At 39.2% G+C, this 25,534-nt stretch carries 22 protein-coding genes and 1 pseudogene; 14 read left to right on the forward strand and 9 right to left on the reverse strand.

All coding sequences use genetic code 11. The features are described 5' to 3' along the window. Positions 1-284: 284 nt before the first annotated feature. Complete coding sequence (gene corA, locus M3226_RS14380; protein ID WP_251566417.1) at positions 285-1,235, reverse strand: magnesium/cobalt transporter CorA; 951 nt, start codon at positions 1,233-1,235, stop codon at positions 285-287. A gap of 77 nt (positions 1,236-1,312) precedes the next feature. Then, positions 1,313-2,566, reverse strand: a complete 1,254-nt coding sequence (locus M3226_RS14385) for a hypothetical protein (RefSeq protein WP_251566418.1) — start codon at positions 2,564-2,566, stop codon at positions 1,313-1,315. Positions 2,567-2,918: 352 nt separating this feature from the next. Between M3226_RS14385 and M3226_RS14390 the strand changes: the two genes are divergently transcribed. The 3 genes and pseudogenes from M3226_RS14390 (at position 2,919) to M3226_RS14400 (ending at position 4,258) form a co-directional block, all read left to right on the forward strand. Then, on the forward strand, positions 2,919-3,161 hold the full coding sequence (locus M3226_RS14390) for a hypothetical protein (RefSeq protein ID WP_251566419.1): 243 nt from the start codon (positions 2,919-2,921) through the stop codon (positions 3,159-3,161). Then, complete coding sequence (locus M3226_RS14395; RefSeq protein ID WP_251566420.1) at positions 3,158-3,373, forward strand: hypothetical protein; 216 nt, start codon at positions 3,158-3,160, stop codon at positions 3,371-3,373. Before M3226_RS14390 ends, M3226_RS14395 begins: the two co-directional genes overlap by 4 nt. Positions 3,374-3,730: 357 nt before the next feature. Beyond that, positions 3,731-4,258, forward strand: a pseudogene (locus tag M3226_RS14400) (Ger(x)C family spore germination C-terminal domain-containing protein). 41 nt (positions 4,259-4,299) lie between these two features. On the opposite strand, the gene M3226_RS14405 reads toward M3226_RS14400, so the two are convergent. After that, positions 4,300-5,481 carry a TIGR04053 family radical SAM/SPASM domain-containing protein gene (locus M3226_RS14405; protein WP_251566620.1) on the reverse strand — a complete coding sequence of 394 codons (1,182 nt, stop codon included), beginning with the start codon at positions 5,479-5,481 and terminating at the stop codon, positions 4,300-4,302. 363 nt (positions 5,482-5,844) lie between these two features. On the opposite strand from M3226_RS14405, the gene M3226_RS14410 reads away from it, so the two are divergent. The 3 genes from M3226_RS14410 (at position 5,845) to M3226_RS14420 (ending at position 8,947) form a co-directional block, all read left to right on the forward strand. Further along, positions 5,845-6,612, forward strand: a complete 768-nt coding sequence (locus tag M3226_RS14410) for a C40 family peptidase (protein WP_251566421.1) — start codon at positions 5,845-5,847, stop codon at positions 6,610-6,612. A 188-nt stretch (positions 6,613-6,800) separates the two neighbouring features. After that, entirely contained in the window at positions 6,801-8,246 is a 1,446-nt protein-coding gene (locus M3226_RS14415; protein ID WP_251566422.1) for a PAS domain S-box protein, read from the forward strand. A 68-nt stretch (positions 8,247-8,314) separates the two neighbouring features. Next, a complete protein-coding gene (locus M3226_RS14420; protein WP_251566423.1) occupies positions 8,315-8,947 on the forward strand; it encodes a TVP38/TMEM64 family protein in 633 nt (210 codons plus the stop codon). On the opposite strand, the gene M3226_RS14425 is transcribed toward M3226_RS14420, so the two are convergent. Then, positions 8,944-9,294, reverse strand: coding sequence for a hypothetical protein (locus M3226_RS14425; RefSeq protein ID WP_251566424.1), 351 nt, complete (start codon positions 9,292-9,294; stop codon positions 8,944-8,946). The two genes, M3226_RS14420 and M3226_RS14425, sit on opposite strands and share 4 nt — an antisense overlap. 812 nt (positions 9,295-10,106) lie before the next feature. On the opposite strand from M3226_RS14425, the gene M3226_RS14435 reads away from it, so the two are divergent. The 5 genes from M3226_RS14435 (at position 10,107) to M3226_RS14455 (ending at position 15,503) form a co-directional block, all read left to right on the forward strand. Further along, positions 10,107-10,469, forward strand: coding sequence for a hypothetical protein (locus M3226_RS14435; RefSeq protein ID WP_251566425.1), 363 nt, complete (start codon positions 10,107-10,109; stop codon positions 10,467-10,469). 366 nt (positions 10,470-10,835) lie between these two features. Continuing rightward, positions 10,836-11,852, forward strand: a complete 1,017-nt coding sequence (locus tag M3226_RS14440) for an XdhC family protein (protein WP_251566426.1) — start codon at positions 10,836-10,838, stop codon at positions 11,850-11,852. Positions 11,853-11,874: 22 nt separating this feature from the next. Next, positions 11,875-14,205, forward strand: coding sequence for a xanthine dehydrogenase family protein molybdopterin-binding subunit (locus M3226_RS14445; protein WP_251566427.1), 2,331 nt, complete (start codon positions 11,875-11,877; stop codon positions 14,203-14,205). Beyond that, positions 14,192-15,028 carry an FAD binding domain-containing protein gene (locus M3226_RS14450; protein ID WP_251566428.1) on the forward strand — a complete coding sequence of 279 codons (837 nt, stop codon included), beginning with the start codon at positions 14,192-14,194 and terminating at the stop codon, positions 15,026-15,028. The genes M3226_RS14445 and M3226_RS14450 overlap by 14 nt, the downstream gene beginning before the upstream one ends. A 19-nt stretch (positions 15,029-15,047) precedes the next feature. Next, entirely contained in the window at positions 15,048-15,503 is a 456-nt protein-coding gene (locus M3226_RS14455) for a (2Fe-2S)-binding protein (protein WP_144562062.1), read from the forward strand. A 61-nt stretch (positions 15,504-15,564) separates the two neighbouring features. On the opposite strand, the gene M3226_RS14460 is transcribed toward M3226_RS14455, so the two are convergent. Next, positions 15,565-17,634 (reverse strand): peptidoglycan D,D-transpeptidase FtsI family protein, encoded by a 2,070-nt coding sequence (locus M3226_RS14460; RefSeq protein ID WP_251566429.1) that lies wholly within the window; start codon positions 17,632-17,634, stop codon positions 15,565-15,567. A 171-nt stretch (positions 17,635-17,805) separates the two neighbouring features. On the opposite strand from M3226_RS14460, the gene M3226_RS14465 reads away from it, so the two are divergent. From M3226_RS14465 to pssA, 3 genes are all read left to right on the forward strand, one after another. Beyond that, a complete protein-coding gene (locus M3226_RS14465; RefSeq protein WP_251566430.1) occupies positions 17,806-19,341 on the forward strand; it encodes a carboxypeptidase M32 in 1,536 nt (511 codons plus the stop codon). Between the two features lie 266 nt (positions 19,342-19,607). Further along, a complete protein-coding gene (locus tag M3226_RS14470; protein ID WP_251566431.1) occupies positions 19,608-20,381 on the forward strand; it encodes a TerC family protein in 774 nt (257 codons plus the stop codon). A gap of 304 nt (positions 20,382-20,685) precedes the next feature. Beyond that, positions 20,686-21,312 (forward strand): CDP-diacylglycerol--serine O-phosphatidyltransferase, encoded by a 627-nt coding sequence (pssA, locus tag M3226_RS14475; protein ID WP_251566432.1) that lies wholly within the window; start codon positions 20,686-20,688, stop codon positions 21,310-21,312. Between the two features lie 75 nt (positions 21,313-21,387). Here the strand turns inward: pssA and qoxD are convergent, their stop codons facing one another. Genes qoxD through qoxA form a run of 4 tightly spaced genes read right to left on the reverse strand, consistent with a single transcriptional unit; the run spans position 21,388 to position 25,222 of the window. Continuing rightward, positions 21,388-21,681, reverse strand: coding sequence for a cytochrome aa3 quinol oxidase subunit IV (qoxD, locus tag M3226_RS14480; protein ID WP_251566433.1), 294 nt, complete (start codon positions 21,679-21,681; stop codon positions 21,388-21,390). Position 21,682: 1 nt separating this feature from the next. Further along, a complete protein-coding gene (gene qoxC, locus M3226_RS14485; protein WP_251566434.1) occupies positions 21,683-22,288 on the reverse strand; it encodes a cytochrome aa3 quinol oxidase subunit III in 606 nt (201 codons plus the stop codon). Next, positions 22,278-24,254: a cytochrome aa3 quinol oxidase subunit I gene (gene qoxB, locus M3226_RS14490; protein ID WP_251566435.1), complete on the reverse strand. Its 1,977-nt coding sequence runs from the start codon at positions 24,252-24,254 to the stop codon at positions 22,278-22,280. The genes qoxC and qoxB overlap by 11 nt, the downstream gene beginning before the upstream one ends. After that, entirely contained in the window at positions 24,254-25,222 is a 969-nt protein-coding gene (gene qoxA / locus M3226_RS14495; protein WP_251566436.1) for a cytochrome aa3 quinol oxidase subunit II, read from the reverse strand. The genes qoxB and qoxA overlap by 1 nt, the downstream gene beginning before the upstream one ends. Positions 25,223-25,534 lie beyond the last annotated feature (312 nt).

Here is a 25,534-nt window from a genome sequence, read left to right on the forward strand (position 1 = left end):
ATGCCCGCAGAGGCTCCATGTCAAGCAACTTGGCCTTCTGAAAAAACAACGAAAGAAATCAAAAAATAAAAAACTACGAAAATGATAGATTAAGAGAGTAATTGTCCAAAATTCGGGGGTTAATCCGTACACATATGATAATTTTGTCGTTCAAAAGGATGGAAAGACTTATTATAAAGGGGAACGGAATACCATTGATTTAACGGGTGGGAAGGTTTCATATGAAGATTGGAAGTAAGTTGAATAACAAGAGCGCAAGTGTTTAAGGACACTTGCGCTCTATTTTATTTGAACCAGCCTTTCTTTTTAAACCATAATGACATCCCAATTGTAATAAGTGCCATGATAATTAGCGCCCAGGGATAACCGTATTTCCAAGTCAGCTCCGGCATATAGCGGAAATTCATCCCATATAAGCCTGCGATAAAGGTGATTGGCATGAAAATCGTGGTGATGACGGTTAACACCTTCATCACGTGATTGGTTTGATGGGAATTTAATGAAATATAGCTGTCACGTATATCGGTGGTTAATTCCCGATTAGCTTCAATCATTTCTGTTAATTTAAGTAAATGGTCATGAATGTCTGAAAAGTATTCTGTTTTTCCTTTTATGTATGTTTCTCTTTGAGAGTTAAGAATCCTATATAAAAGATCTCGCATCGGTGTAACGGTATGCCTTAAGGACAAAAGACTGTGCCGCGTTTCAAATAAGTCCTCAAGCAATTCTTCCATTGATCTTCTTTTCGAATTATCATCAATTTCATTTAGCATATCCTCAATTTGGTAAACAAGCGGAAAATAATTATCAACCATATTATCCAAGACAGAGTAAAATACATGGGATGCATCCCATTTCTCGAAGTTTTCACTAAGAACTAATCGCTTCCATACTTCATCAATTTCCGAACTAGGCTGATGGTGAAAGGTAATGATAAAGTTCTTACCTAGAAAAAAGTCTACTTCTTCTTTCCTTGTTGGTATGGAATTCAAGGTCTGGGTGACGAAAAAAGTATAGCCGTCATAGTAGTCGAGTTTGGGACGCTGCAGGTGATGCATACAATCCTCAATTGCTAAAGGATGAAAAGAAAAGGGAGTTCGCAAATAATTGCTCTCTTCTTCGGTAGGCTGGTGAAAATCAACCCAGTACCAGCGATACTCTCCGTTTACTAGTTTTTCAATTTCTATATCTTTGATCAGTTGGTTTTGCTGATCAATCGCCATTGTTCTTAACATAAGATCAGTGTATCTCCTTTTAAACATCAATACCTTCACTATATAGGATTGCCAAAAAAAGAAAAGGCCATTTTTTCCTAATTCTTCTTTTTCGAGGACCAAACCGTATTCCGGACCCATTTTTTTCGATTCGTAATGTTTTGATACCATTGAATGATTCCTTTAATGGCTAGTGTACCTACCACGACTATTCCGCTAAAGACGATAAAAACCGCAAAATATTCGAAGGGATTATAGGTTTTAAAATGATCCCACTTTAAATTTCCTTGTAAATCATGGGTGAACAGATTCATACTAAAAATTCCGCAAATAACCGTATATAAAGTTAACACTAACAATAACATACTGTCATTTTTCGCGACATTATTATCTTCATACTTAACCAAGCTAAATAAAATGTCCTTGGTATTTGCATACAATTGATCAATACGAAAGCTTTTTCTTATTAGTTTAAAAATTTCTTGTCCTTCGGAAGTAAGCGGGTAAACCGTATAAATGTAATTAGACGTAAAGGAGTTTAATTGATAAAGCAGGCTCTCTATCTTTTGTTTATCCTGCTCAATATGGATGGCGGAATAGCTATTTGCTATTTTTAATAACACCAATTTATGAAAAAGGCTAAGCAGCAACGCATAATAATAAAATCCGTGAAAACGTTGGGTCTGAAAACATGAATGAGCCGTTATTTCTGATGTTGTCAAACCAATTAGACAGTTTTGTTGAAAAAGATAATTTGATGTTGGTGCAAATCGGTCGTACGTATATCCGTGAAGACAGTGGGAGATAAACTCTAAGTTATTGGCATTTACATAAGGTTTCCCAGTTGAATCATAGCTGCAAAATGTGCCAAATCGATAAAGATCAACTAGGTCAATTGATGCTGTGCTTTCAATTTTCAACAAGGATTGAACAAACATTTTTTCTTTTTCCAAGAAAAGGACATCGTCATTGTTAATAAAGTTAGGAAGCTGTGGGCATAAACGACTAACTATGAAATTGATGATAGTCGGATATGTACATCCATCAATATCAATCTCAAAATTATTAGTCTCATCCTTAATTTTTCTCAGACATTCGGCGAATTCAATTGATTGTGTGAAAGAATTAGTTTGTATTTCCATACGTAAAGTTAAAAAACCCAGGCCAAATGGGCAAGTAATGATGTCGATTGAATGGATTTTAAAAGGAATAGTGGAGTGTTCAGTATTTAACTGACCATCAACATTAAATTTTTTAGAATATCGTTGAAAGCCCTTCTCCAGTTGTGTAATGGGAAAGAGAATATTAGCTGTTAAAGGGAGAAAATAATTCTCAATTTCTTTATGGTTCAAACGGAATCCTCCATAATAGGCATTTTCCGAGTCCAGATCATCTAAGCGAAAAGGGGTAAAATTTAATTCCTGTAAATAATCTATTACTGGGCGGGAAGCGTTGGCTTTCAAAGAAAAAGGGAAAATAAATTGAAAAAGACCTTTAGAAACATGTTTTTCTTTCAAATTGATGGGCTGCATCTAGTAAATTTCCCTTCCTATAATATTTCTAAAAACAACATTCCCCAAATCGAGGAAACTTAACCAAGGATTATGGGATTATAGCTGCCAAATGATGAGGGGGTTGTTTTTTGGAATAAAATAGCAATAACGGTGGGGAATTATGAAGAAAGAAGCCCGGTGAGGTAGAAAAATGCCATCTAGTAAATCCATCAAAGAAAGCCTTAAGCAAAGCTTGTTATTTTCAGAGGATGTAATTCAAAAAGAACTTCATTCAAAGAAAAAAAGGATTGAAGTACTATATATTAAAACCATTTGTGATGAAAAAGTCTTTCAGCAAAAGTTAATAATCCCATTTTATGAAATAGAAGATTCTATCTTAGAAATACTGGTCGTAATTACTTTCTTTATTTGGGCTAGGAGGAGAATAGCGTGAAAACCCAAACCAAATGGAGAAACGCAATCCTTTTTCTGCTGATGAGCTTCGTTTTAGGTGGTTGTGGGTTCAAGGACATTGATAAGCGATTTTTTGTTGTTAGTATTGGGGTGGATGCAGCAAAGGCTAGTTCGAAAAAGTATTTAGTCAGCTTAAAGTTTGCCGTTCCTGGTGCCTCAAAAGAGAGTCCAAGTCAATATCAAATTGTTTAGCAAAATGCTAATTCCAAGTCTGAAGCAGTACGAATTATTAAAACAAAGGTGGATAAAGAAATTGATTTCAGCCATGCCTAAGTGATCGTGTTCAGTGAGGAAATAGTAAAAAAGAGAGAAAATGCTGGCATGTATTATTGGTTTACGCGGCGCAGGGACATACAAAAAATTGCTTGGGTTACTATTGCTAAGCCTACAGCATTGGATGTATGAAAAGTAAAACCAAAATCAGAGCATATCCCTTCCAATGCCCTATTTCTAGCATTAGGGAAGGAGGGGTCTGAGACTCCCTATATAGCCTCAGAATATTTATTTGATTTTAAGTTCAGGTTAATTGAAAGAGGAATAGACCCCATCATGCCAATTGTGAAGGCGAAAAATGACTTCTTCCAAATAAATAGTGTTGGGCTATTTAATAAAAGCACATTGAAACTGACCCTTAAACCAGAGGAAACCAAAATGTTTAATTTTCTAAGGAATCGTGAACAAAAGAGTGCCATTAAAGTCAAGAAGGGGGATACAACCATTGTTATCGATACACATAAAGTGAAAACAAACTATAAGCTCTTAACACCAAAAGATAGAACTCCCTATGTGAAAATAAATGTGTCGATGGAGGGCAATTTGGAAGAAGCATCAAATCGGGTACCTATTGGGAATTTATCAGACTTTGAAAAAGCCGCACAAAAGTTTATAAATAAGCGGATTGAAAATCTTCTTGTCTAGATGCAAAAGTCTAATATCGATCCGATTGGATTCGGGCTGCGCTATCGTTCACGGCATTTTAATGATAATGATTGGGAACAATGGAAAGGCTTATATCCAAACGTTGTATTTAAGGTTAAATCAAAAGTAAAAATTGAGGATACGGGACTAATTGAATAGAAAAGGCATTCCGCAATGCCGGAATGCCTTTTCTATTCAAATTAGACAGTAGGTGCTGTTTCTTTATTTCGTAATGCTTCCGGAATGTAAACGCAGAATGGTTCGCTTTCTAAATAATTACCAGTTACCGCATAGGTCCTTGAGCGGGAGCCGCCGCAAATTTTGTTGTATTCACAAACGCCGCATTTTCCCTTGTAGTTATCTGGCTGACGAAGTTCCTTAAATACTTTTGATTCACGATAAATCTCAGCAAGTGGAGTCTCACGTATATTACCTGCAACAATTGGCAGCAAGCCACTAGGTACAACATCACCAATATGTGTTACAAATGCAAAGCCATTGCCATCATTAACGCCTTTTGGTGCACGCTTTAAGCCATCATGCATGGAAGCAAAGTCTGTTGTAATTGAATCTTCGTAGTGGATTTCACCTTTTTCAATTAGGTGATCTCGAGTTTTTTGCTGCAGTACAACACGGCGGTAATGCTGTGCCGCCGTAGTTTTAATATCGTATGGTGCTGTTTTGCTTAATTCATAAAGCCAACGGAATACTTTTTCATGTTCAGCTGGAGAGATACATGCTTCTATTTGGCCTCTTCCTGTAGGAACAAGCAGGAAAATATACCACATTACTGCCCCTAGCTCGGCCACTAATTTTGACATTTCTTCAAGAGAATCATAATTATAGCGAGAGATGACCGTGTTTATTTGTAACGGCATCCCGAGTTCATTTAAGTATTTAATTTTCTCAACGGTTAAATCAAATGATCCAGGTGTTCCACGAAAATGGTCATGGATTTTCGGTGTAGGTCCGTCTAAGCTAAATCCCCACCGTGATAGACCAACCTCCTTAAACTGTTTCATTTTTTTCTTTGTGACATTACTTGTCGCACTAGGTGTCATTGAGACACGCATTCCTTTTTTGATTGCATAATCAGCAATCTCATATAGATCTTCTCTTAACATGCAATCCCCGCCCGTGAAAACCAGCATAGGATTATCCATTTCGTAGATTTGATCAATTAAATTGATTCCTTCTTCATGTGAAAGTTCTCGAGGATCTTTAGTTAGCAGAGCATCGGCCCGACAGTGAACACATTTAAGTTCACAAGCTCTTGTTACTTCCCAAATGACAATAAATGGGTTAAGATCATAATCTAATTTCTTTCCTGCTCCATGTGGATGTCCTATTGTATGAGGATGTCCTTTACCAATGCCTTGCATCTTCATCACCAAAATTCATTTATTTTTTTACCATTAATGGTGTTTCTATAGGTTAATTATAAATAAGCGATTCTGACATGGATGAAGGATTTGTTACAATATTTCTACATTCATATAATGACCGCAAAAATGTTACAAGAATGTTACATTTTGATGAAGAAAAAATAATAGATTTTAAGAGATTGAGGTTATAATCCTTACTATATTAGGATTTGGCTATAATAGTGGCTGTCACATAATGTGCAGTTTTTTTCATTTCTGGGAATATATCCATTGAAAACCATATCTTTGGTATTTTAACCATATCCAGCTCTCGCTTAGTATAAAAGTAACAATAAACGAAATAAAGGAGAGCTAACATCTATGAAAAAACAGCTTTTGACAGCTGCCGCAACTGCAGGCATTTTATTTGCATCATTTACTGGTACCGCAAGTGCCCATGAACTTATTTACACTGTACAATCAGGAGACACCCTCTGGAAAATCTCCCAGGCTAACAAAATATCAATAGCGGATTTAAAAACTTGGAATAACCTAATAAGCGATACCCTCTATGTAAATCAAAAACTATCATTATTAGCACCGCATAGCCATGATACCACCTATACTGTTCAAAGCGGTGACACACTTTGGAAAATTAGTTCTCGCTTTAACATTTCCGTTACGCAGCTTAAAACTATGAATAACTTAGCAACAGATACAATTCAAGTAGGACAAGTCTTGATGGTATCTGCCACTACTTCTAGTACAACAGCACCTGAAACCACGGTTTCAAAGGTGCAAATGGTCATTAATGAGGCAAATAAATATATTGGCACTCCATACTTATGGGGAGGAAACACGCCTGCAGGATTTGATTGCAGCGGCTATACGAGCTATGTATTTGCTAAAGTAGGAATTACCATTCCAAGGACAGCAGCAACACAATGGTCTGGATTAACACCGGTAAGTAACCCAAATCCAGGAGATCTTGTTTTTTTTGAAACCTACGCCCCAGGTCCTACACATGTAGGTATTTATTTAGGCAATAATAAATTTATACAAGCTGGATCTTCTGGCGTTTCGATTGCAGATTTGACTAACATTTACTGGAAACCTAGATATTTGGGTGCTAGAACGGTTATAAATTAATAATTTAAAAAAGGATGTCTTAAAGCGTTATTACCGCCGGCGACATCCTTTTTAGTTTTCTAAAAATTAAAAAATTAGTACTTTATGAATTTCCCGTTTCGCTATATACTTATAAAGTGTCTTTTTTTTCTAAATGACAGATACCTCAAAATATTGAAAAAAATGGAATGGAATGGTTGGAGGTTTAGATGTTTAATTTAACATTGTTTCGAGCGGTTTTTTATCAATCCCGGATTCCGCAATTAATAAGTTCAATAGATTTAACCATGGTTCAATTTAATCCAGCTTTTTGCGAGTTTGTTGGTTATTCGCCCGATGAGCTGGAAAAATTGTCAATGGAGGCGATTTCTCACCCTGATGATATGGCAGCCGACGCACAATTATTTAAAGAATTATTAGAGCGAAAAAGGGATGAATATCAGCTGGAAAAGAGGTATATCCACAAGTCCGGTGAAATTAAAACAGGAGTATTAACAGTATCGAAAATACATGAACAATTGACGGGTGAAGAATATTTACTTGGTCAAGTTCTCGACATTACAGAAAAAAAGCATATGGAGAACGCATTAAAATATAGAGAGAAGAAATACCGACTCCTTGCCGAGCATTCTTCTGATATCATCATGTTACATAAAGTTGATTTTTCCTGCCTTTATATTTCTCCTTCAGTTAAAACCGTACTGGGTTATCAACCAGAAGAAATGATTGAAAAAAGTCCTCTAGAATTGATCCATCCTGATGACCTAATCGAATTAAGAAAACAGCAAATTTGTGACCATATTGAAGAAACGAAACTTATTACGTACCGTTGCCGCAAGAAGGACGGTTCTTTTATTTGGATTGAATCAACGGTAAAGGCGCTAGTGTGTACAGAAACAGGAGAAGTGAAGGAGATTGTTACGGTTTCACGGGATATTGAACAGCGGATGGCAACGCAGAATCGATTGCGAAAGTCCGAAAAATTAGCAGTGGTTGGACAGATGGCCGCCGCTGTTGCCCATGAGATTCGTAATCCGCTTACACCGATTAAGGGATTTATGCAGCTCTTAAATACGGAACAAGAAATGAATCCAGTTTATTTAAAAATTGTTTTGGATGAATTACAGCGAGTGGAGGCAATTATTTCTGAATTTTTAACAATGGCTAAACCACATACAAAAAAATTAAGAATTGTTTTTGTTGACCAGTTAGTTAAACAAGTTATACAACTATTACAGCCAGAAGCAAAACTCGAGCAAAAAGGCTTGTATTTAGTAGTTGACCAACCCATCCTTTCGATCATGGGTGATTCGAATTCCTTAACACAGGTTTTCCTTAATATCATCCAAAATGCCCTTGAGTCACTTTCTAAATGGGGACAGGTTCAAATAAGGGTCTCAGCTGACAGCACGGGTGTAACAGTGGAAATTGAAGACAACGGCTGTGGCATCCCCAAAGATCGATTATCGAAGCTGGGGGAGCCGTTTTACTCGACAAAGGAGAGAGGGACTGGCCTTGGTTTAATGACCTGCTATAGGATTATAGAAGCCCATCAAGGACGAATCGATATTGATAGTGAAGAAGGGGATGGGACAACTGTGACCATATGGCTTCCTTATAAGACGGAAAAAGTGAATAACCCCACTTGTTTGTGAAATCCCTCTTAGGGGTGCGATTATTGAGATTAAATGATGGGTAATAATGTGAACTTGGAGGGGAATCCTTGCAAAAAAGAATTATCAGCATTTGTATTTTGCTCGTAATTATCGCGATTGGTTTCTTTCAGAAAGATGTGTTATTAGAAGTTGTTAAGCATGGTGGCAGCTGGTCGATTATCGTCAGCATGATATTAGTTGCTATTTGTGTTTTCTTTCCTATTGTCCCTTTTCCTGTTTTGGCAGGTATTATTGGTGCAGTATTTGGGATTACGCAAGGTGTATTTATATCTTTAACAGGGGCTATGGCCGGCACAATGGGTTTCTTTTATTTGAGCCGTTATGGTTTCAGAGATTGGGCTGAAAGAAAGCTGGCTTATCATTCAAAAATAAAAGAATATGAAGAGTTGCTAAACCGAAATTCGTTTATAGCGATTCTTACCTGTCGTCTTATCCCTGTTATTCCCGCACCAATAGTAAATATAATCTGCGGATTAAGTAGAGTAAAAACGATTATTTTCTTTACAGCTTCACTAGTGGGAAAAATTCCAAATATTCTGATATTGTCCTATGCCGGCGCGCTTTTTAACAATAACAAGCTTTATTCCTTTGGCATTTATGGCTGTTATGTATTAATCATATTTTTTATAAATTTTGCGATTTTTTATCTCCGGTCTGCCAAAAAATCTTCTCTTGATTAAATCGCTTGTTGCCGATTCAAGTCATTTTGTTTATCAATCATGATGAATTCGTTAAAATAGCTTTTTAATATAAGCCATTTTGCTGGATAGGTATAAATAAAATCTTCAACAGCCTGCAAGGAATAATAGATAAAATAGTCGAACGAAATATTCTCTTTGCGCAAATCGTACAGCAGGGCATGGGGAACGGAGTAATACTCCTTTAACTGATAAGGGTTGAGAGTAACCGCCTGGATATTTTGATCCGAAAGATATTTTTTTATGGATTGTTCTTGTAAACTAATGCTTTCTTCCCTGGTTCGACCATCGATGCTTATGCGATCATTTATAAAATAAATACCATTCATACTAGCCACCCTCTCAAAATTCATTGGTATTGTTATTGACAGGGATAGATAGAAGTATACGTAATAGATAGAAAATCATTGAGGAGATCAGGATAAGTGCTGCAGGACTCCCTTAGTCGTCCAAAATGTGTTTGTATTTAATAAGGGAGCATTAACAAACTAGCCTGGGTCCGGGCACTTCCACCGGTCCTAACGGCGTCTATTTGTGATATACCCTGTTGATTTCCTTAGCTGTTCGGTGTTTCTGCTATTGTGTTTAAGTGACTTGGATCAGGTCAGCACTCCTTGTGGCAGGGGTGCTTCTTTTAGTTTATATGGGGTATGCCACATGGCAAAGCAAGCCTAATCGAAATGAGCATCTGCGGTTTCATTTACGCCTAGGAAGCAGATTGCATTTGCTGCATCCGTGTCATTATTAAATCCACATGCGTCATGGATACGATTGGTATGATTGGAGCAAGTTCGTAATCTTATACTGGTACTGCGAAAATAATCATTATGCTTTCCTATATTCTTGTATTGTGGTTTGGTTTTTTAGTTTGGCATTAGGAGGTATAATGATCGGTAAGCTTGACTCCTCTGGGCAATTCCTTCTTATGTTAAATAAGGTGTCCGCCATCATTAATGTGGGGTACAGCTATTTTTCTTATTTTTTCACCAAAATATCATGCTAACTCTACACATTTATTGGCAGTTTCGTTAAGAATGAAAATCTCTAAAAGTGCGAAATATAATCTTGGGTTGAAGGTTCAACCCGTTGATTCGAAAGGGTTTGTATTGCATCTGATATCCAAAAAATTGGAGGTAAATACATGAACACTCAACATACGATTACACACGTTAATCAATGCCGTCAACTCTCTCAGCAGCTTATCCAGCAAACGCAGTTAAGTAATCAGCAATACCAGCAAATGCTGCAAAATGAGCAGCAAAATGTTCGTATGCTCGAGCAAATGCTGCAAAAAGAAAGAATGGCGGTTCAAACGATCCAACAAAGCTTACAAGGGCATGAGATGGCGATTCAACGCTGCCATGAAGTTATTGCACAGTGTAATCAATTGGAGAGAGAATTAGCGGGACAAGTGGGGACGTTTGGATATCAATCCGGTACAAATGTAAATCCTGCTTTCCAAACCCAATCGTTCCAACAATACCAGCCCCAATCGTTCCGATAATTACAACGAAGGCTAAAAGTGCTTATAAAGCGCTGCAGCTAGATGTCAAAAGCGTGCACATATGTGCACGCTTTTTCTACGGAAAAAAAATAACCCGGCAAATGCCGGGCAGGTTAACACCTAATCTATATTAAGGGGGGCGGAGGTTATAAGGTTCATTAAGAGAACCTATTTATATCTTAATAGATAAATATGAACAAATTATGAAGGATTAATTAATAGTTTAAGAAGGTTATTAATAGAAAATTTAAAGGCCTATTCCGGAGTATTTCCTCATTAATAAATAAAGATTTCATTCTAGGAATAGCTCACTGCTTAATATAAATTACAATAGGGAATTTATAAATCTAAAAGTGGGGGGAACGTGTGGACGACTTTTATCAAATTTTAGATGTTCTTGATTACCCTAAGGAAAAAGTCATAGCAACAATCATCGGTGTCGAAGGTTCTGCATACAAAAAGGAAGGCTCCTCAATGCTATTTTTTTCAGATGGAACACAATTAGGAATGTTAACAGCCGGCTGCTTGGAAGAGGACCTAGCCTTAAAAGTGAGGGAGGTTTTTAAGAAACAAGAGGCGATCATTCTCCAATACGATATGTATATGGAGGATGATTTGGATTGGGGGCAAGGAGCTGGCTGCAATGGCACGATTGATATATTAATCGAACCGGTCACCGAGCAATTAACAGAGGATCTTCTTATGGTTAAAGAACTTCTAAGCCAGCATAAGCCTGTTATTGCTTTAAAAAAGCTGGATGACCTCGGGGAATATGTATTTATCGAGGAGGATGGGGAGCCATTTGGAAACTGGTCGGGTCCGCTCCCGACAATCGAGTTTACTTCTAAAAGCGGCAGCATCACACGGGATGGCTCGCCAGTCTTTCAACAAACGTTTTATCCTAAGCCGCGCTTAATTATCTTCGGTGCAGGACCAGATGCAAGACCACTTGCCTCATTAGCGGCTGAAACCGGTTTTTCAGTAGTGGTTTGTGATTGGCGGGAAACATTTTGTCAGAAAGAACATTTTCCTTCGGCAGACAAAATTCTGCAAGGGTTTCCGATCGATCTGCTTCAACAGATTTCTTTTTCACCCTATGATTTTGTGGTCATAATGACCCATCAATTCAAAAGAGACCAAGAATTGTTGACGAATATTCTCAATAAAAATATTCGATACTTAGGTGTTTTGGGACCAAAAGAACGAACAAGGAGATTGCTAAATAACGAGGGAATTCCGAGTGGAATATTTTCACCAATGGGTGTGGCAATAGGGGCTAAGGGTCCTGCTGAAATAGCGGTCAGTGTCATGGCTCAAATGATTGAAGTGTGGAGAAAACCGTTGCACGAACGAATAGAATTGCTTTGGACCATTCCAGATTAGCAAAGTGTTAGGAGGTTGAACTGTGGAGGTTATTGGGAAAAGTGTCATCCGCAAAGATGCACTTGAAAAGGTGACGGGTCGAGCAAAGTATACGAACGATTATTATACAAATCCAATGCTGTCCGGAAAAATGGTCATCAGTCCCTATGGTCATGCAAAAATCGTCGATATTAACACAAAAGAGGCATCCCAAGTCCCCGGTGTCAGAGCGATCCTTGCTGGCCAGCATTTCCCATTAACAGGTGAGGCTATCAGGGATCGACCGCCAATAGCCGTTGATAAGGTTCGGTACCATGGTGAACCTGTGGCACTTGTTGTCGCAGATACCCCTGCCCAGGCAAAAAAGGCCGCAGACTTGATAAAGGTTCAATATGAACTACTTCCGGTCGTCAATTCGCCAACCCAGGCATTTAAAGAAGGGGCACCGCTGGTCCATGAAGGGCTTGGAAACTATGAGAAGGATGAAGATTCCCACCCTGTTCCGGGGACAAATATCGCCACCCTTATTAAAATACGTAAAGGGAATATCGAAGCCGGATGGGCAGCGAGTGAAATCGTAGTCCAAGAAAGCTTTTCCTTTGCACCTTCCGATCATGCCGCCATGGAAACAAGATGTGCAACCGCCGAAATCAAGCCGGATGGAACAATCATGATTATGACCTCATCACAGGCTCCATTTATGGTCAAACAGCTTATCGCCAATTACTTTAAGGAGGATATTGGCAAGATTGTAGTCCATACACCATTGGTTGGCGGAGCCTATGGGGGGAAAGCGGCTGTACAGCTTGAGGTCCTTGCATACCTTGCTTCTAAGGCGGTCGGAGGAAAGCCAGTCAAAATATTAAATGATCGGGAACAAGATATCATCACTTCTCCGTGTCATATCGGACTAGATGCCACTATTAAACTAGGGGCAGACAGGAAGGGGAAAATAACAGCAGCTGAAATTCAATATTTATGGGATGGCGGTGCTTATTCAGATAAGGCAATCGATGTAACGCGGTCAGGAGCCGCGGATTGCACAGGGCCTTATAATATTGAAAATGTGTGGTGTAATTCCTACTGCATGTATACCAATCATCCGTATGCCTCTCCATTTCGGGGATTCAGCCATTCGGAGTTGTCATTTTGCATTGAACGGACAATGGATATCCTTGCTCAAAGATTAAATATGGACCCGTATGATCTTAGATATATCAATGCGATCATGCCAGGCCATACCACCCCCACTAGGGTTAAGCTGAATAAAAGCAATGTTGGTAACCTGCAAAAATGCATTCAGAAGGCCCGAGAGTTAATTAAATGGGATGAAGGAGCCATAAAGGAAATAGATGAACGATTTGTTCGAGTAAAGGGAGTAAGCTGCAGCTGGAAAACCACAACCATAGATCCTAACGCTCCATCAGGGGCAATCATTACCTTCAACCGCGATGGAAGTTTAAATTTAATGTCTGGCGTTATTGAGATAGGGACAGGGACAAAGACTATCCTTGCTCAAATCCTCGCCGAAAGGCTAAAAATGGACATAGATAAAATCCATGTCCGAATGGAGGTAGATACGCAAACCACACCAGAACACTGGAAGACCGTTGCCAGCCGCGGGACTTACATGGGTGGAAGAGCGGTCCTAAATGCAGCGGAGGATGTGATTAATCAGTTAAAAGAGGTCGCCTCTTGTGTCCTTCGAGCCCCAAAAGAGGATATTGAAGTTGCTAACAGCCGTGTCTTTTTGCGGGATGACCCTACCATCGGTCTCGATTTTAAAGATGTCGGCTACGGTTATCAATATCCAAACGGAAATGCTATCGGAGGGCAGATCATTGGCAGAGGAAAATTTATTTTACGACACCTGACACATTTGGACCCCGAAACAGGAGAAGGAAAGCCCGGTCCAGAATGGACTGTTGCGGCATATGGGGTTGAAATTGAATTAGATAAAAGGGACTATACGTACCGGCTGTTGAAAGCATGTACCGTGGTGGATCTTGGCAGAGTAATGAACGAAAAAGCCGCCCTTGGTCAGGTAATGGGGGCGATGAGCATGGGATTGGCCTTTGCCGGCCGTGAAACCTTTTATTTTGATGAGTTAGGAAGGGTCTTGAATCCTCAGCTCAGAACCTATAGGCCGCTAAGATACGGAGAGCATCCTGAATACCTTGTCGGTTTTGTTGAAACTCCACAGCTAGACGGCCCATATGGAGCCCGCGGTGTCGGAGAGCATGGACTACTGGGGATGCCAGGGGCGCTGGGGAACGCATTATCACTCGCTGCAGGTGTATCGCTTCGGAATCTTCCGCTCCTTCCGGAATTAATCTGGAGGGCAAAGGAGGCATCCCATCATGCTCCCCTTTGATTTTGAATATTATCGTCCAGAAACATTAAAGGAGGCTGTTGATTTATATCAAAAATTAGATCAACAGGGGAAGCAGCCGTTTTATTTTTCTGGAGGGACTGAATTAATAACACTTGGAAGAATTGACTTAGCATACACGGAGGCTGTTATTGATATCAAAGGAATTCCTGAATGTAATATTATGCAGGTTTCTGGAGACCATTTATTGCTCGGCAGTTCACTCACTTTAACGGGTTTAGAAGAAGCAGGTCTCTTCCCGCTATTAACAAAGACATCCAGTGAAATCGCAGATCATTCAGCTCGCGGGAAAATTACTTTGGGCGGCAATATTTGCGCGCGGATTTTTTACCGGGAAGCGGTTCTACCCTTTTTATTAGCCGAAAGCATGGTCTTGATAATTGGAACTGAGGGAAAAAAAATGGTGCCAATTAATGATGTGTTTCAAGGTCATTTACGTTTGAATAAGGGAGAAATTTTAGTTCAAACGGCTACGGAAAATCGTTATATACAGGCCCCGTACTTTACGGTTAAACGAAGGCAGCAATGGGAAACTGGTTACCCGTTGATTACGCTAGCAGCCTTAAAAATCAATCAAAAAATTCGGGTAGCGGTCAGCGGTTTATGCCCATTTCCGTTCCGGTCGCCCGCTGTGGAGGAATCGATCAATGCACGGGGGAATTCGATTGAAACAAGGGTAGAAGGAGCCCTTAATGCATTGCCTCAGCCTATTTTAGATGATATAGAGGGTTCCAGTGAATATCGTTTATTTGTCCTGCGGAATTTGCTGTTGGATGCGTTAGCAAACCTAGATAGGGAACAGTAATAATAGGGAGGAGAGGGCCCTGAGATCCTATTCCATAACATTAGATGTGAATGGTGAAAGTCATACTTTGTTGGTGAGTCCAGCTGATACTCTTTTGTATGCCCTACGAAGCTATCTCGGCCTGACTGGTGCAAAGCCAGGCTGTTTAAATGGGGACTGCGGTGCCTGTACAATTAATATTGACGGATGGCCGATGAAGTCCTGCTTGATGCTGGCTGTCGAAGCGGCTGGGAAAAAAGTGACGACAATTGAAGGGCTTCATGAAACAGCAATACAAAAAGCGTTTATTGAAAATTTTGCGTTTCAATGCGGCTATTGTACGCCAGGCTTTATAATGAATTGTCACTCGTTAATCGAGCAGCATCCCGATGCTGATGATGAAACGATAAAGGAATGGCTGGAATCAAATATTTGCCGATGCACAAGCTACGCTGAGATAGAAAAAGCTGTCAAAACAGTGTTGCGGAAGAGGTAAGCATTGGTTAGTTTGTCTAACCGATTGGTGCTTTTCCAAAATAGGGTGCGATGAATGCACCCTATTTGCCTTTCATTCGAAAATACGTATCCAATACACGACGGCCTATTTTAAGATTTGCTCGATTATCCTCTTTGCCGTCATATGCCCATGGAACTAAAACGGCCATCGCCACCTCTGGATTAGAACTTGGAGCATAACTCACAAGGCTTAAATTCATAACAGGCGGTGGTTCTTTGCCAAAACGACTACGCATTGGCCCATCATAAAAGGCCTGAGCGGTTCCTGTTTTTCCGGCAGGAGAGTATCGGGCACCTTCGAAAAACTTGTAAGCAGTTCCGCCAGGTTCTTGCATTACTTTTTTAAAGCCTATTTGCACGCGTCTAAGCCATTCTTTTTTTACATCAATCGTATTAAGGACGGTAGGGTTAATATCTTTCCATACAGGCCCCAGCGTCTCTCCATCACGCGCAGGTTCTCTGATTTGTTTAACGATATGCGGCTGCATTCGGCAGCCCCCATTGGCAATCGTTGAAACATATTGGGCTAGCTGCATGGCTGAATAGGTATCATATTGTCCAATTACGAGGTCAAGTAAATATCCCGGCAGCTTACTTTCACCCTTAAAACCTGTCTGCTCATTCGGTAAATCAATTCCAGTCCTTGTTCCTAAACCGAATGAGGCAAAAGAACTCCTTATCGTTTCAAAAGCCCTTTTATTGGTAAAATTCAGGGGTTTGTCATATTCATAATGCCCTTTGCCAATCCTTATAGCGGTATGGAACATATATACGTTAGACGACTTTTTTAAGGCATTAATTTCATTTAACCGACCTAAATAAGTATAGGATTTTTTAATAGGCGTACCTTTGATTTTGATCCCTCTATCATCAAAATAAGTATTAGGTGAAATGGCTCCTGTCTTATAGCCGGTTAATATGGTAGCTCCTTTTACAGCTGACCCTACGCTATAGGTTGTCGTAAAGGTTCCCAGGGCATCATCCATCATTTCGGTTCTTCCAGTTTTTGAGTCTTTTACGATTTTCCTTCCTGACATTGCCAGTACATCACCAGTTTTAGGATCCATTAATACCACATAAGCTCGGTCGGTTAAACGTGTACCAGGCCATCTTTTCGCTGCCCAAAGCTCTTCGTCAATAATTTTATTAACGGCTATCTGCAAATCCATATCGATGGACAAAACAAGGTCTTTTCCTTTATTACCCGGTAACACTGTTTCGGTTTCAATCACATTGCCCTCTTTATCGGTAATGTTTTTCACCTTTGATTTATTACCTTGCAGGACATCCTCATATTGCGCCTCTAACTGGCTTTTCCCAACCCTGTCATTACGGCTATAACCTCTAGCAAGAAAATAATCTAATTGGTCAGCGGGGAGTCCATCCCCTGATTTGGTCACGTTACCTAAAACAGACCTTAACGTATTTTCAAAGGCATAGGAACGGTCCCAATCAGTTGTAGTTTCAACACCTGGGAGGGATTGGAGATTCTCACTTACAACGGCAAATTCCTTCTCAGAGACGCCTTCGTTTTTAACTATTACTGGTATAAATTTAACGCCTTTGCTGAATTCCCTATAAATCGCTAACATCTCCAGATCTTTTTCTGTTAGTCGATTTAATTCTGCCGCAGTGATCCTGTCTAGTTTTAATTGATAGAGGTCACTATCTGTAAGTTTCTTGGCACGATACAAAGCTTTTTCTTGCTCGGTAATTTTTGCGTTAACCTGGTCGGGGTATTTCATCATCCAATAGTCCCGTTTATCTCTTTCGGTAACCATATCTGTTTTTTTCTCGATGAGATGCGCTAATTTTTTAGCTGTTTGCATCATTTCTAACTGACTAAAACCTATATTAGTAAAGGTAATCGCACTTTTTGGAATATTATCAACAACGACCCGGTAATCCCGGTCATAAATTTTCCCCCTTGGGACAGGATTACTTACAGTTATGTCTTCCTTTCTCTCCAAATCTCTTTTGAAGTTTTCTCCGTAAACAATTTGGACAAAACCAAGTCTTAGTATCAAGATGGAAAATAGAAAAAACACACTAAAAAAAAGCATATTTAAACGAAAAGGAAAATGAGATTTTTTCTTTTTCTGATTTTCCAAGTTGGCAGCACATCCTTTTTTCCAAATAGTTTCTTTTCCTTATTATGCCTATTAGAAATAATAGGTAAAACCAAAAGTAAAGAAAGTAAGAATTTCAAAACTTTACCATTATTTGAATTTTTACTTTATAATAAATGAGATGCTTTAGTTATCAGGTAAGGGGGTCTAAAAATGGCGGAGAAAGTGATTCAACCATCATCATTGCAAAAGGCAATGGAACAATTTAAACTTCTAGATGAGAAAATAACGCATTACTCAAGTATCTTAGGTTTAGCAGATTGGGATCAAAAGGTGATGGCACCGAAAAAAGGCCGGAACGTTTTTGCCAAAGCGACTGGAACATTACGAACCGAAATCTTTCAACTGTCGGTTTCACCTGAAATGGGCCATTTGTTAAAAACGCTGACTTTAGAAAAACATTATTCTAAATTGGATCAAGTGACTCGGGCAAAGGTGCGGGAATATAAGACGTATTATCAAAAATCTAAAGCCATACCCGCTGATCTTTTCAAGGAATATAGTATTTTAACTGCTCAGGCAAATGATGCTTGGGAGGATGCAAGAGAAAACAATGATTTTGCCGGCTATCTGCCCTTTTTAGAAAAAATAATTGACTACAAACGCCAATTTTCGAAAATATATGGTTATAATGAACACCCATATGATGCTCTGCTCGATGAGTTTGAGCCAGGATTAACGGTGAAAAGATTGGATCCGTTATTTGCAAAATTACGGGAATCTAGTGTGCAATTATTAGAACGAATCAGAAAAAATGGCCAGCCTACAAAAGTGAAAGTGTTCGATCAATCATTTGATATTGAAAAACAAAAAGCCTTTAATCGGTTTATTTTACCACTGATTGGTTTTGATATGCAGGCAGGCCGTCTTGATGAAACCGTCCACCCGTTTGCGCAGACCGTAAATATTGGGGATGTCCGATTAACAACACGATACTTAGAAAAAAATGTCCGTTCGGCATTGTTTGGGACGATCCATGAAGCAGGACATGGTATATATGAACAGCAAGTCAATCCTATTTATGAAGAAACCGTGCTGCAAAGCGGGGCATCCTTTGGAATTCACGAATCACAATCAAGGTTTTTAGAAAATATGATAGGGCGCAGCCGGGAATTTTGGCATTTCTTTTTTCCAAAGCTTAATGAGTATTTTCCAGAGCAATTGAAAGATGTGACTGTTGAGGAATTTTATCGTGCGGTTAATACCGTTCAGCCATCCATGATTCGTGTGGAGGCAGATGAATTAACCTATAACTTGCATATCATGCTGCGCTATGAAATTGAAAAAGCCTTAATCGGCGGAGAGATTGAAGCAAAGGATTTACCGGCAATTTGGAATCAGAAAATGATGGAATACCTAGGGATATCGCCTAGGACTGATACTGAAGGAGTCTTACAGGATGTGCATTGGTCATTCGGTGGAATTGGCTATTTCCCTTCATATTCATTAGGAAATTTATATGCAGCTCAAATTCTTCGCACAATTCAAAAGGACATTCCGGATCTTTACAGAAATATTGAAAAGGGCAGGTTTCAGAATATCCAAGACTGGTTGAAGGAGAATATCCATCAGTATGGAAAACTCTATACACCAAATGAGTTAATCGTTAAGGTAACAGGTGAGGAATTAAATGCAGATTACCTGATCGATTATCTGGAGAAAAAATATACAGAGGTATATTGCCTATAAAAAACGTTGACATTTTTATTACAGTTTAGTATATTAGTAGTAATTAAATATTTCCTTTTAAAGGGGAGTAGCTGCTACAATAAAGTCGTCATTTCGAGAATGTATTTCTCCGGCTTTATTGGCAACATGAACGTTGTTAGCAAGACCTTTACTTTACTGTAAAGGTCTTTTCTGTGTTTTTTTAGGCCTTTACTGTTACAGTAGAGGCCTATTTTTATGGCGTGAGGGAGTATTTGAAAAAATTCTACTACTTAGGAGGAATTATTTTGGATTTTACTTTATTACTGGAATATGGTTGGGTTTTACTCATTTTGGTGGCTTTAGAAGGACTATTAGCAGCAGACAATGCCCTCGTCCTCGCGATTATGGTGAAACATCTGCCGGAAGAAGACCGAAAAAAAGCCTTATTCTATGGTTTGGCCGGGGCGTTAGTGTTTCGTTTTGCATCTTTATTTGTGATATCGTTCCTTGTAGACGTGTGGCAGGTTCAAGCCATTGGAGCACTGTATTTAATCTTTATGGCTGCTAACCATATTCTCCGGAAAGTTATAAAAGGAAAAGCAGAAGATAAGAATGAAATGGATCTTAAGAAGAGCAGTGGATTTTGGACAACCGTTTTGAAAGTGGAATTGGCGGATATTGCGTTTGCTGTTGATTCAATCTTGGCCGCTGTAGCGATGGCGGTTGTTCTTCCAGACACGCCGCTGCCAAATATCGGTGGGCTCGATGGTGGTAAATTCCTTGTCATATTTGCAGGAGGAATTATTGGCTTAGTGATCATGCGTTTTGCTGCAAATCAATTTGTAAAACTTTTGGCAAAGAGACCTGGTCTTGAAATCGCTGCTTTTACGATTGTTGGCTGGGTAGGAGTGAAGCTTGCGGTTTACACACTTTCACATCCATCATTGGCAATATTAAATGAAGACTTTGCTCACTCAACCGAATGGAAAGTAAGCTTCTATCTAGTTTTAGTTGGAATTGCAGCTGCAGGATGGTTCTTGTCAAAAGAGCAGCGGGAAACAAAAAAAGTAAATGTTTGATAAAAGAGAACTCGCCAATTGGCGGGTTTTTCCTTTATTCTCTAAGCAATGGTTAATTTCTGTTTCACATACTATTCAAAGTAAAAGAGATATTATAGATAGGATTAACATTTATCTTGTCAGTGGCGATAGGTAAGGACTACCATTTTGTTTATCCACTTTTACAAAGAAAAGCGTTATAATAAGAAGTATTAAAGGCAAAGCTGCCTAATTTTTTAATTTTTTTGGAGTGATACATATTATCAGAAACAGTATTCCTAACTTATTTACGCTTGCAAATTTATTTTTTGGTTTTTTATCTGTAATGAACTCTGCAGAAGGGGATTACAAGAATGCTGCCATTTTAATCTTGATTGGCATGATGCTTGACAGCATGGATGGGCGAATTGCAAGAATGTTACGGGCTGATAGTGAATTAGGCAAGGAACTGGACTCCTTGGCTGACATAGTCACCTTTGGAGTTGCACCTGCAATGATGGCCTATTATTCGTACTTTTCCTCCTTTGGTATTCTTGGGATGGCAGTTGCCGGACTATTTCCGTTATTTGGCGCCTATCGGTTAGCTCGGTTTAATATCAACGCTGTTAAATCTTCGCTAAAACATTTTACAGGTGTTCCGATTACAGCAGCAGGCGGGCTGTTAACACTTTTAACGTTATTTCAATTAAAAATGCCAGGTTTCATTTTTGTAATTGCCTTTTTCGTATTATGCATTTTGATGGTGAGTACCATTAAAATCCCTAGCTTGAAGGAAATACCTCTGCCGAAATACGGAATTATCATAACTCTTTTCTTGGGTTATGCACTCTATATAGTGTTTAAAAAAGAACAGCATCGATTCCCGTACTTCATCTATGTGGCAATACCGCTGTATATTGCCTTCATCGGATACCAATTAGTCCGAACAAAAAGAAAACACACTACAAAATAAAGAAAAGGTGCCTGTCACCATGTGATTTCTTCACATGGTGACAGGCACCTTTATTACTGTTTACACTATTTAAACTTACATCCCGAAAGACATTACCCAAATGGATCCGGCAACGGTTACGAATGCGATGAATACGCCGTAGGCGATGTTAATGACATTCGATTTGCCGTCTTCTCCTTCGTTCATGTGCATGAACATGAAGAGCTGCAGGGCCGCCTGGATGACGGCTAAGCTTCCGATTACCCAAATAATCGTTTTGAAGGGAAGGGATGTTTTTAAGGCTACGCCAAGGGCTGCAAAGGTAAGTACCAATGAAGCGATAAAGCCCAAGACATGAGTTACAGGAAATCCTTTTGTATTTTTAGCCAACTTACGCCACCATCCTTGCTAAATACACAAATGTGAAGATAAAGATCCAAACAACATCCAGGAAGTGCCAGTATAAACCGATAATAAAAGCTTTACGAGCCGTTACAGGTGTTAAACCTCTTTTAAAGATTTGGATAATAACCATTGTTGCCCAGCCAATACCCATACTGACGTGAAGTCCGTGCGTACCTAGCAAAACAAAGAAGCTTGATAGGAAAGCACTTGTTTGCATAGTTGCACCCTCATGAACATAATGAATAAATTCCGTTATTTCCATGAATACGAAGCCTGCACCAAGCAAGAGGGTAATCACGAACCATAGTAATAAACCATTGCGATTGCTGCGGCGCATTTCATAAATCGCAAGACCCATTGTAAAACTACTTGTTAATAGCAAAATGGTCTCAATCATGACATCTTTAATTTCAAATAAATCATGTGGTGTTGGACCGCCTGCATATCTTGCATTAAGAACAGAGAACGTTGCAAAAAGTGTACCGAAAAGGATAATCTCGGCTCCTAGGAAGATCCAGAAGCCAAGAATGTTCATTCGGTTTTGTTCTGTTTGATACTCAAGTGGTAAAGCAGTATTTACATTAGCTGACATGGTTGTTCACCCCTTTATCTTTACCGCGCCATGCCTTCTCAATTTGTTTAATTTCATCGACTTTCACATGGAAGCCATCATTATAATCAAAGGAACGAATAATTAAACCTGCAAGAATTCCGACTGTTGCTACAAGGGCAGCAATCTTCCATTCGAAAACAAGGAAGAAACCGGCAACACCGAACACAACACCCATATAGAATGGTAAACCAGAATTGCTTGGCATATGAATTTCTTCAATTTCTTCATCCTTCAAGGTAAGGCCTTCATTATGCTTTTTCATATACCAGAAAGCATCAATTGATTTTACTTCTGGTAGTTTAGCAAAGTTATAGAATGGGGCAGGTGATGAAGTAGCCCACTCAAGTGTTCTAGCATCCCATGGATCGTTAGAGATATTGCGATCTGCGTATCTAGCACTCCAGTAAATATTATAGCAAAGGACTGCAAAACCAGCTGCTAAAATAACCGCACCAATCGCTGATACCATAAACAATGGAGCAAATCCTGATTCAGCAGAGTAAGTGTAAGAACGACGTACCGCACCGTCTAGACCAAGGAAGAACATTGGCATAAAGGTTACGTTAAAACCAATGGTGAATAACCAGAAATGAATTTTACCAAGCTTTTCATTTAACATGAAACCGAACATTTTTGGCCACCAGTAATAAAGAGCCCCGAATACCGCAAATACAACGCCAGGGATTAATACATAGTGGAAGTGTGCCACTAGGAAGAGGGTGTTATGATACTGATAATCCGCTGCACCCATTGCCAGCATGACACCTGTTATACCGCCAATCAAAAAGCAAGGGACAAACGCAAGTGCCCAAAGCATTGCGGTCGTAAATTGGATTCGGCCTTTTCGCATCGTGAATAGCCAGTTAAACATTTTTACCCCTGTCGGGATAGCAATCATCATGGTTGTGATTGAGAATACTGAGTTAACCGCAGGGCCTGAGCCCATTGTAAAGAAGTGGTGAACCCAAACTAACATACTTAAGAAAGCAATTCCGACAACTGAAAATACCATTGATTTATAGCCAAATAGCATCTTACGGGAGAATGTTGAAATAATCTCTGAGAACATACCGAATGCTGGAAGTACAACGATGTATACCTCTGGGTGTCCCCATAACCAGAACAAGTTCGCCCACATCATATCCATACCGCCGGCGCTAAGCGTGAAGAAGTGTGTACCGAAAATACGGTCAAATGTCATCAACGCAAGAGCAACCGTTAAGATAGGGAAGGATGCAACAATAATAATAGAAGCTACAAAAGATGTCCATGTGAACATTGGCATTTTCATAAGACCCATGCCTTTAGTTCTCATTTTTAAAACTGTAACAATAAAGTTAATCCCGGTAGCCAAGGTACCAATACCGGCAATCTGTAAGGCAACCGCATAATAGTTATTCCCGATACCTGGAGTAAATTCTTTTCCGGCAAGAGGGAAGTAAGCAGTCCAGCCTGCATCTGGCGAACCGCCGATAACAAACGAGATGTTAAATAACATCGCACCTGCAAAGAATAACCAAAAACTTAGAGCATTCAATTGTGGGAATGCGACATCTCGTGCACCAATTTGCAATGGAATAACTACGTTCATGACTCCAATTAATAATGGCATCGCGGCAAAGAGAATCATAATAACGCCGTGAGTTGTAAAAATTTCATTATAGTGCTGTGCATCTAAAAATTTCAAATCAGGCTGTGACGTTTGGGCTTTCATTAAAAGTCCGTCCACACCACCGCGGAAAAACATTAAAACACCAGATAGGATATACATAATCCCAATGCGTTTATGGTCAACAGTGGTCAGCCATTCGCGCCATAACCACTTCCATTTTTTTAAATAAGTAACACCAGCTACAATACCAATCATTGTTAGTAATATAGCAATCTGGGAACCTAGGATGAGCGGGTTGCCGACGATAAAGAAATCATGCCAATTAATGCCCATCAATGTTCACCTCCATTTGATTTATCAGTCGTATTCGTTGAGTCTTTTGAAGTTTCTGTAGATGGTTCTTCATCTTTGAAGATTTGGCCTTTTACGCCATGAACTTCATATAATTTAGGATTTGTATAAGTCCCTGAATTCATTTTTCCATGATCAACCCATTGCAGATGTGTTCCTACGAAGGTTTCACGTCCTAAATGCGTTGGTTTAAGTAATTCATTGTACTTCTTCTCAGTCAATTTAGGAGCCTTTGACTTTACATCTTTTACCCATTTTTCAAAGTCTTTTGTGTTCTTCGCTTCTACGGTAAATTCCATATCCGCATAGCCTTTTCCGTTAAAGTTCGTATTTCTTCCTAAAAATTCTCCTGCTTCATCTGCAGTAAGATACAATTCTGTTTCCATTTTATTCATGGTGTACTTCTGACCGCCTAATTGTGGAACCCAGAAAGACTGCATGGTACCGGCAGAGGTCAATTTAAATTTGACTGGTGTGCCAACAGGAATGTTTACATAATTGACTGTTTCAATCCCTTGTTCAGGATAGCTAAAGATCCATTTCCAATCAGCAGATGTAACGTTGATGGTAATCGGCTTTTTATTTTCATAACCTGCAGGAACTTTTTCAAGCTTGTAAATAGTAGATACCGTAGGAATCGTGAGTGCAATGACAATTAGAATTGGTATAAAAGTCCAAATTAACTCTAATTTGGTACTGCCATGTTCCTCCGGCGGCTCGTAATCTTTATTCTCAGGTGTGGCACGGTATTTCCAAACGATATGGACAAATAACCATACGACTGCAATAACCACAATGGCCATAAAGACGAGCGACCAGTTAATTAAGTCGAGAATTTCTCGTGCTGCAGGACCTTTTGGATCAAAAACAAGCAATTTTGAATCACACCCACTCAAAAGCAGCACAGGCACTAAAGCCAAAAGTGGAACAAAAAAGTTCTTTCTAGACATTTTCACATTTCCCTCCAAAATATTTGTTCATTTGTTCACAATTTTAACGTGAATGTATTCACAAACTTCAATAGAATAATACATTTACCTCAAAATTACAAGCAATTGATTTTAAATTAATTATTAACTGATATTCATTAGCAACTCAATTTCGCTATCACAATATTAACAATTACGCCATGATGTTTATATAGGTTTTTTGAAAAAGTTGTGACAAATTTGTTAAGGATTTAAAATGCTAAAATGGTAATTAGCTGGAAGTTGTTAAGTGTATTTTCCAACTTACCTTTATTGAAAAGGGATTTAGCGTTT

This window comes from Neobacillus cucumis (assembly GCF_023715505.1).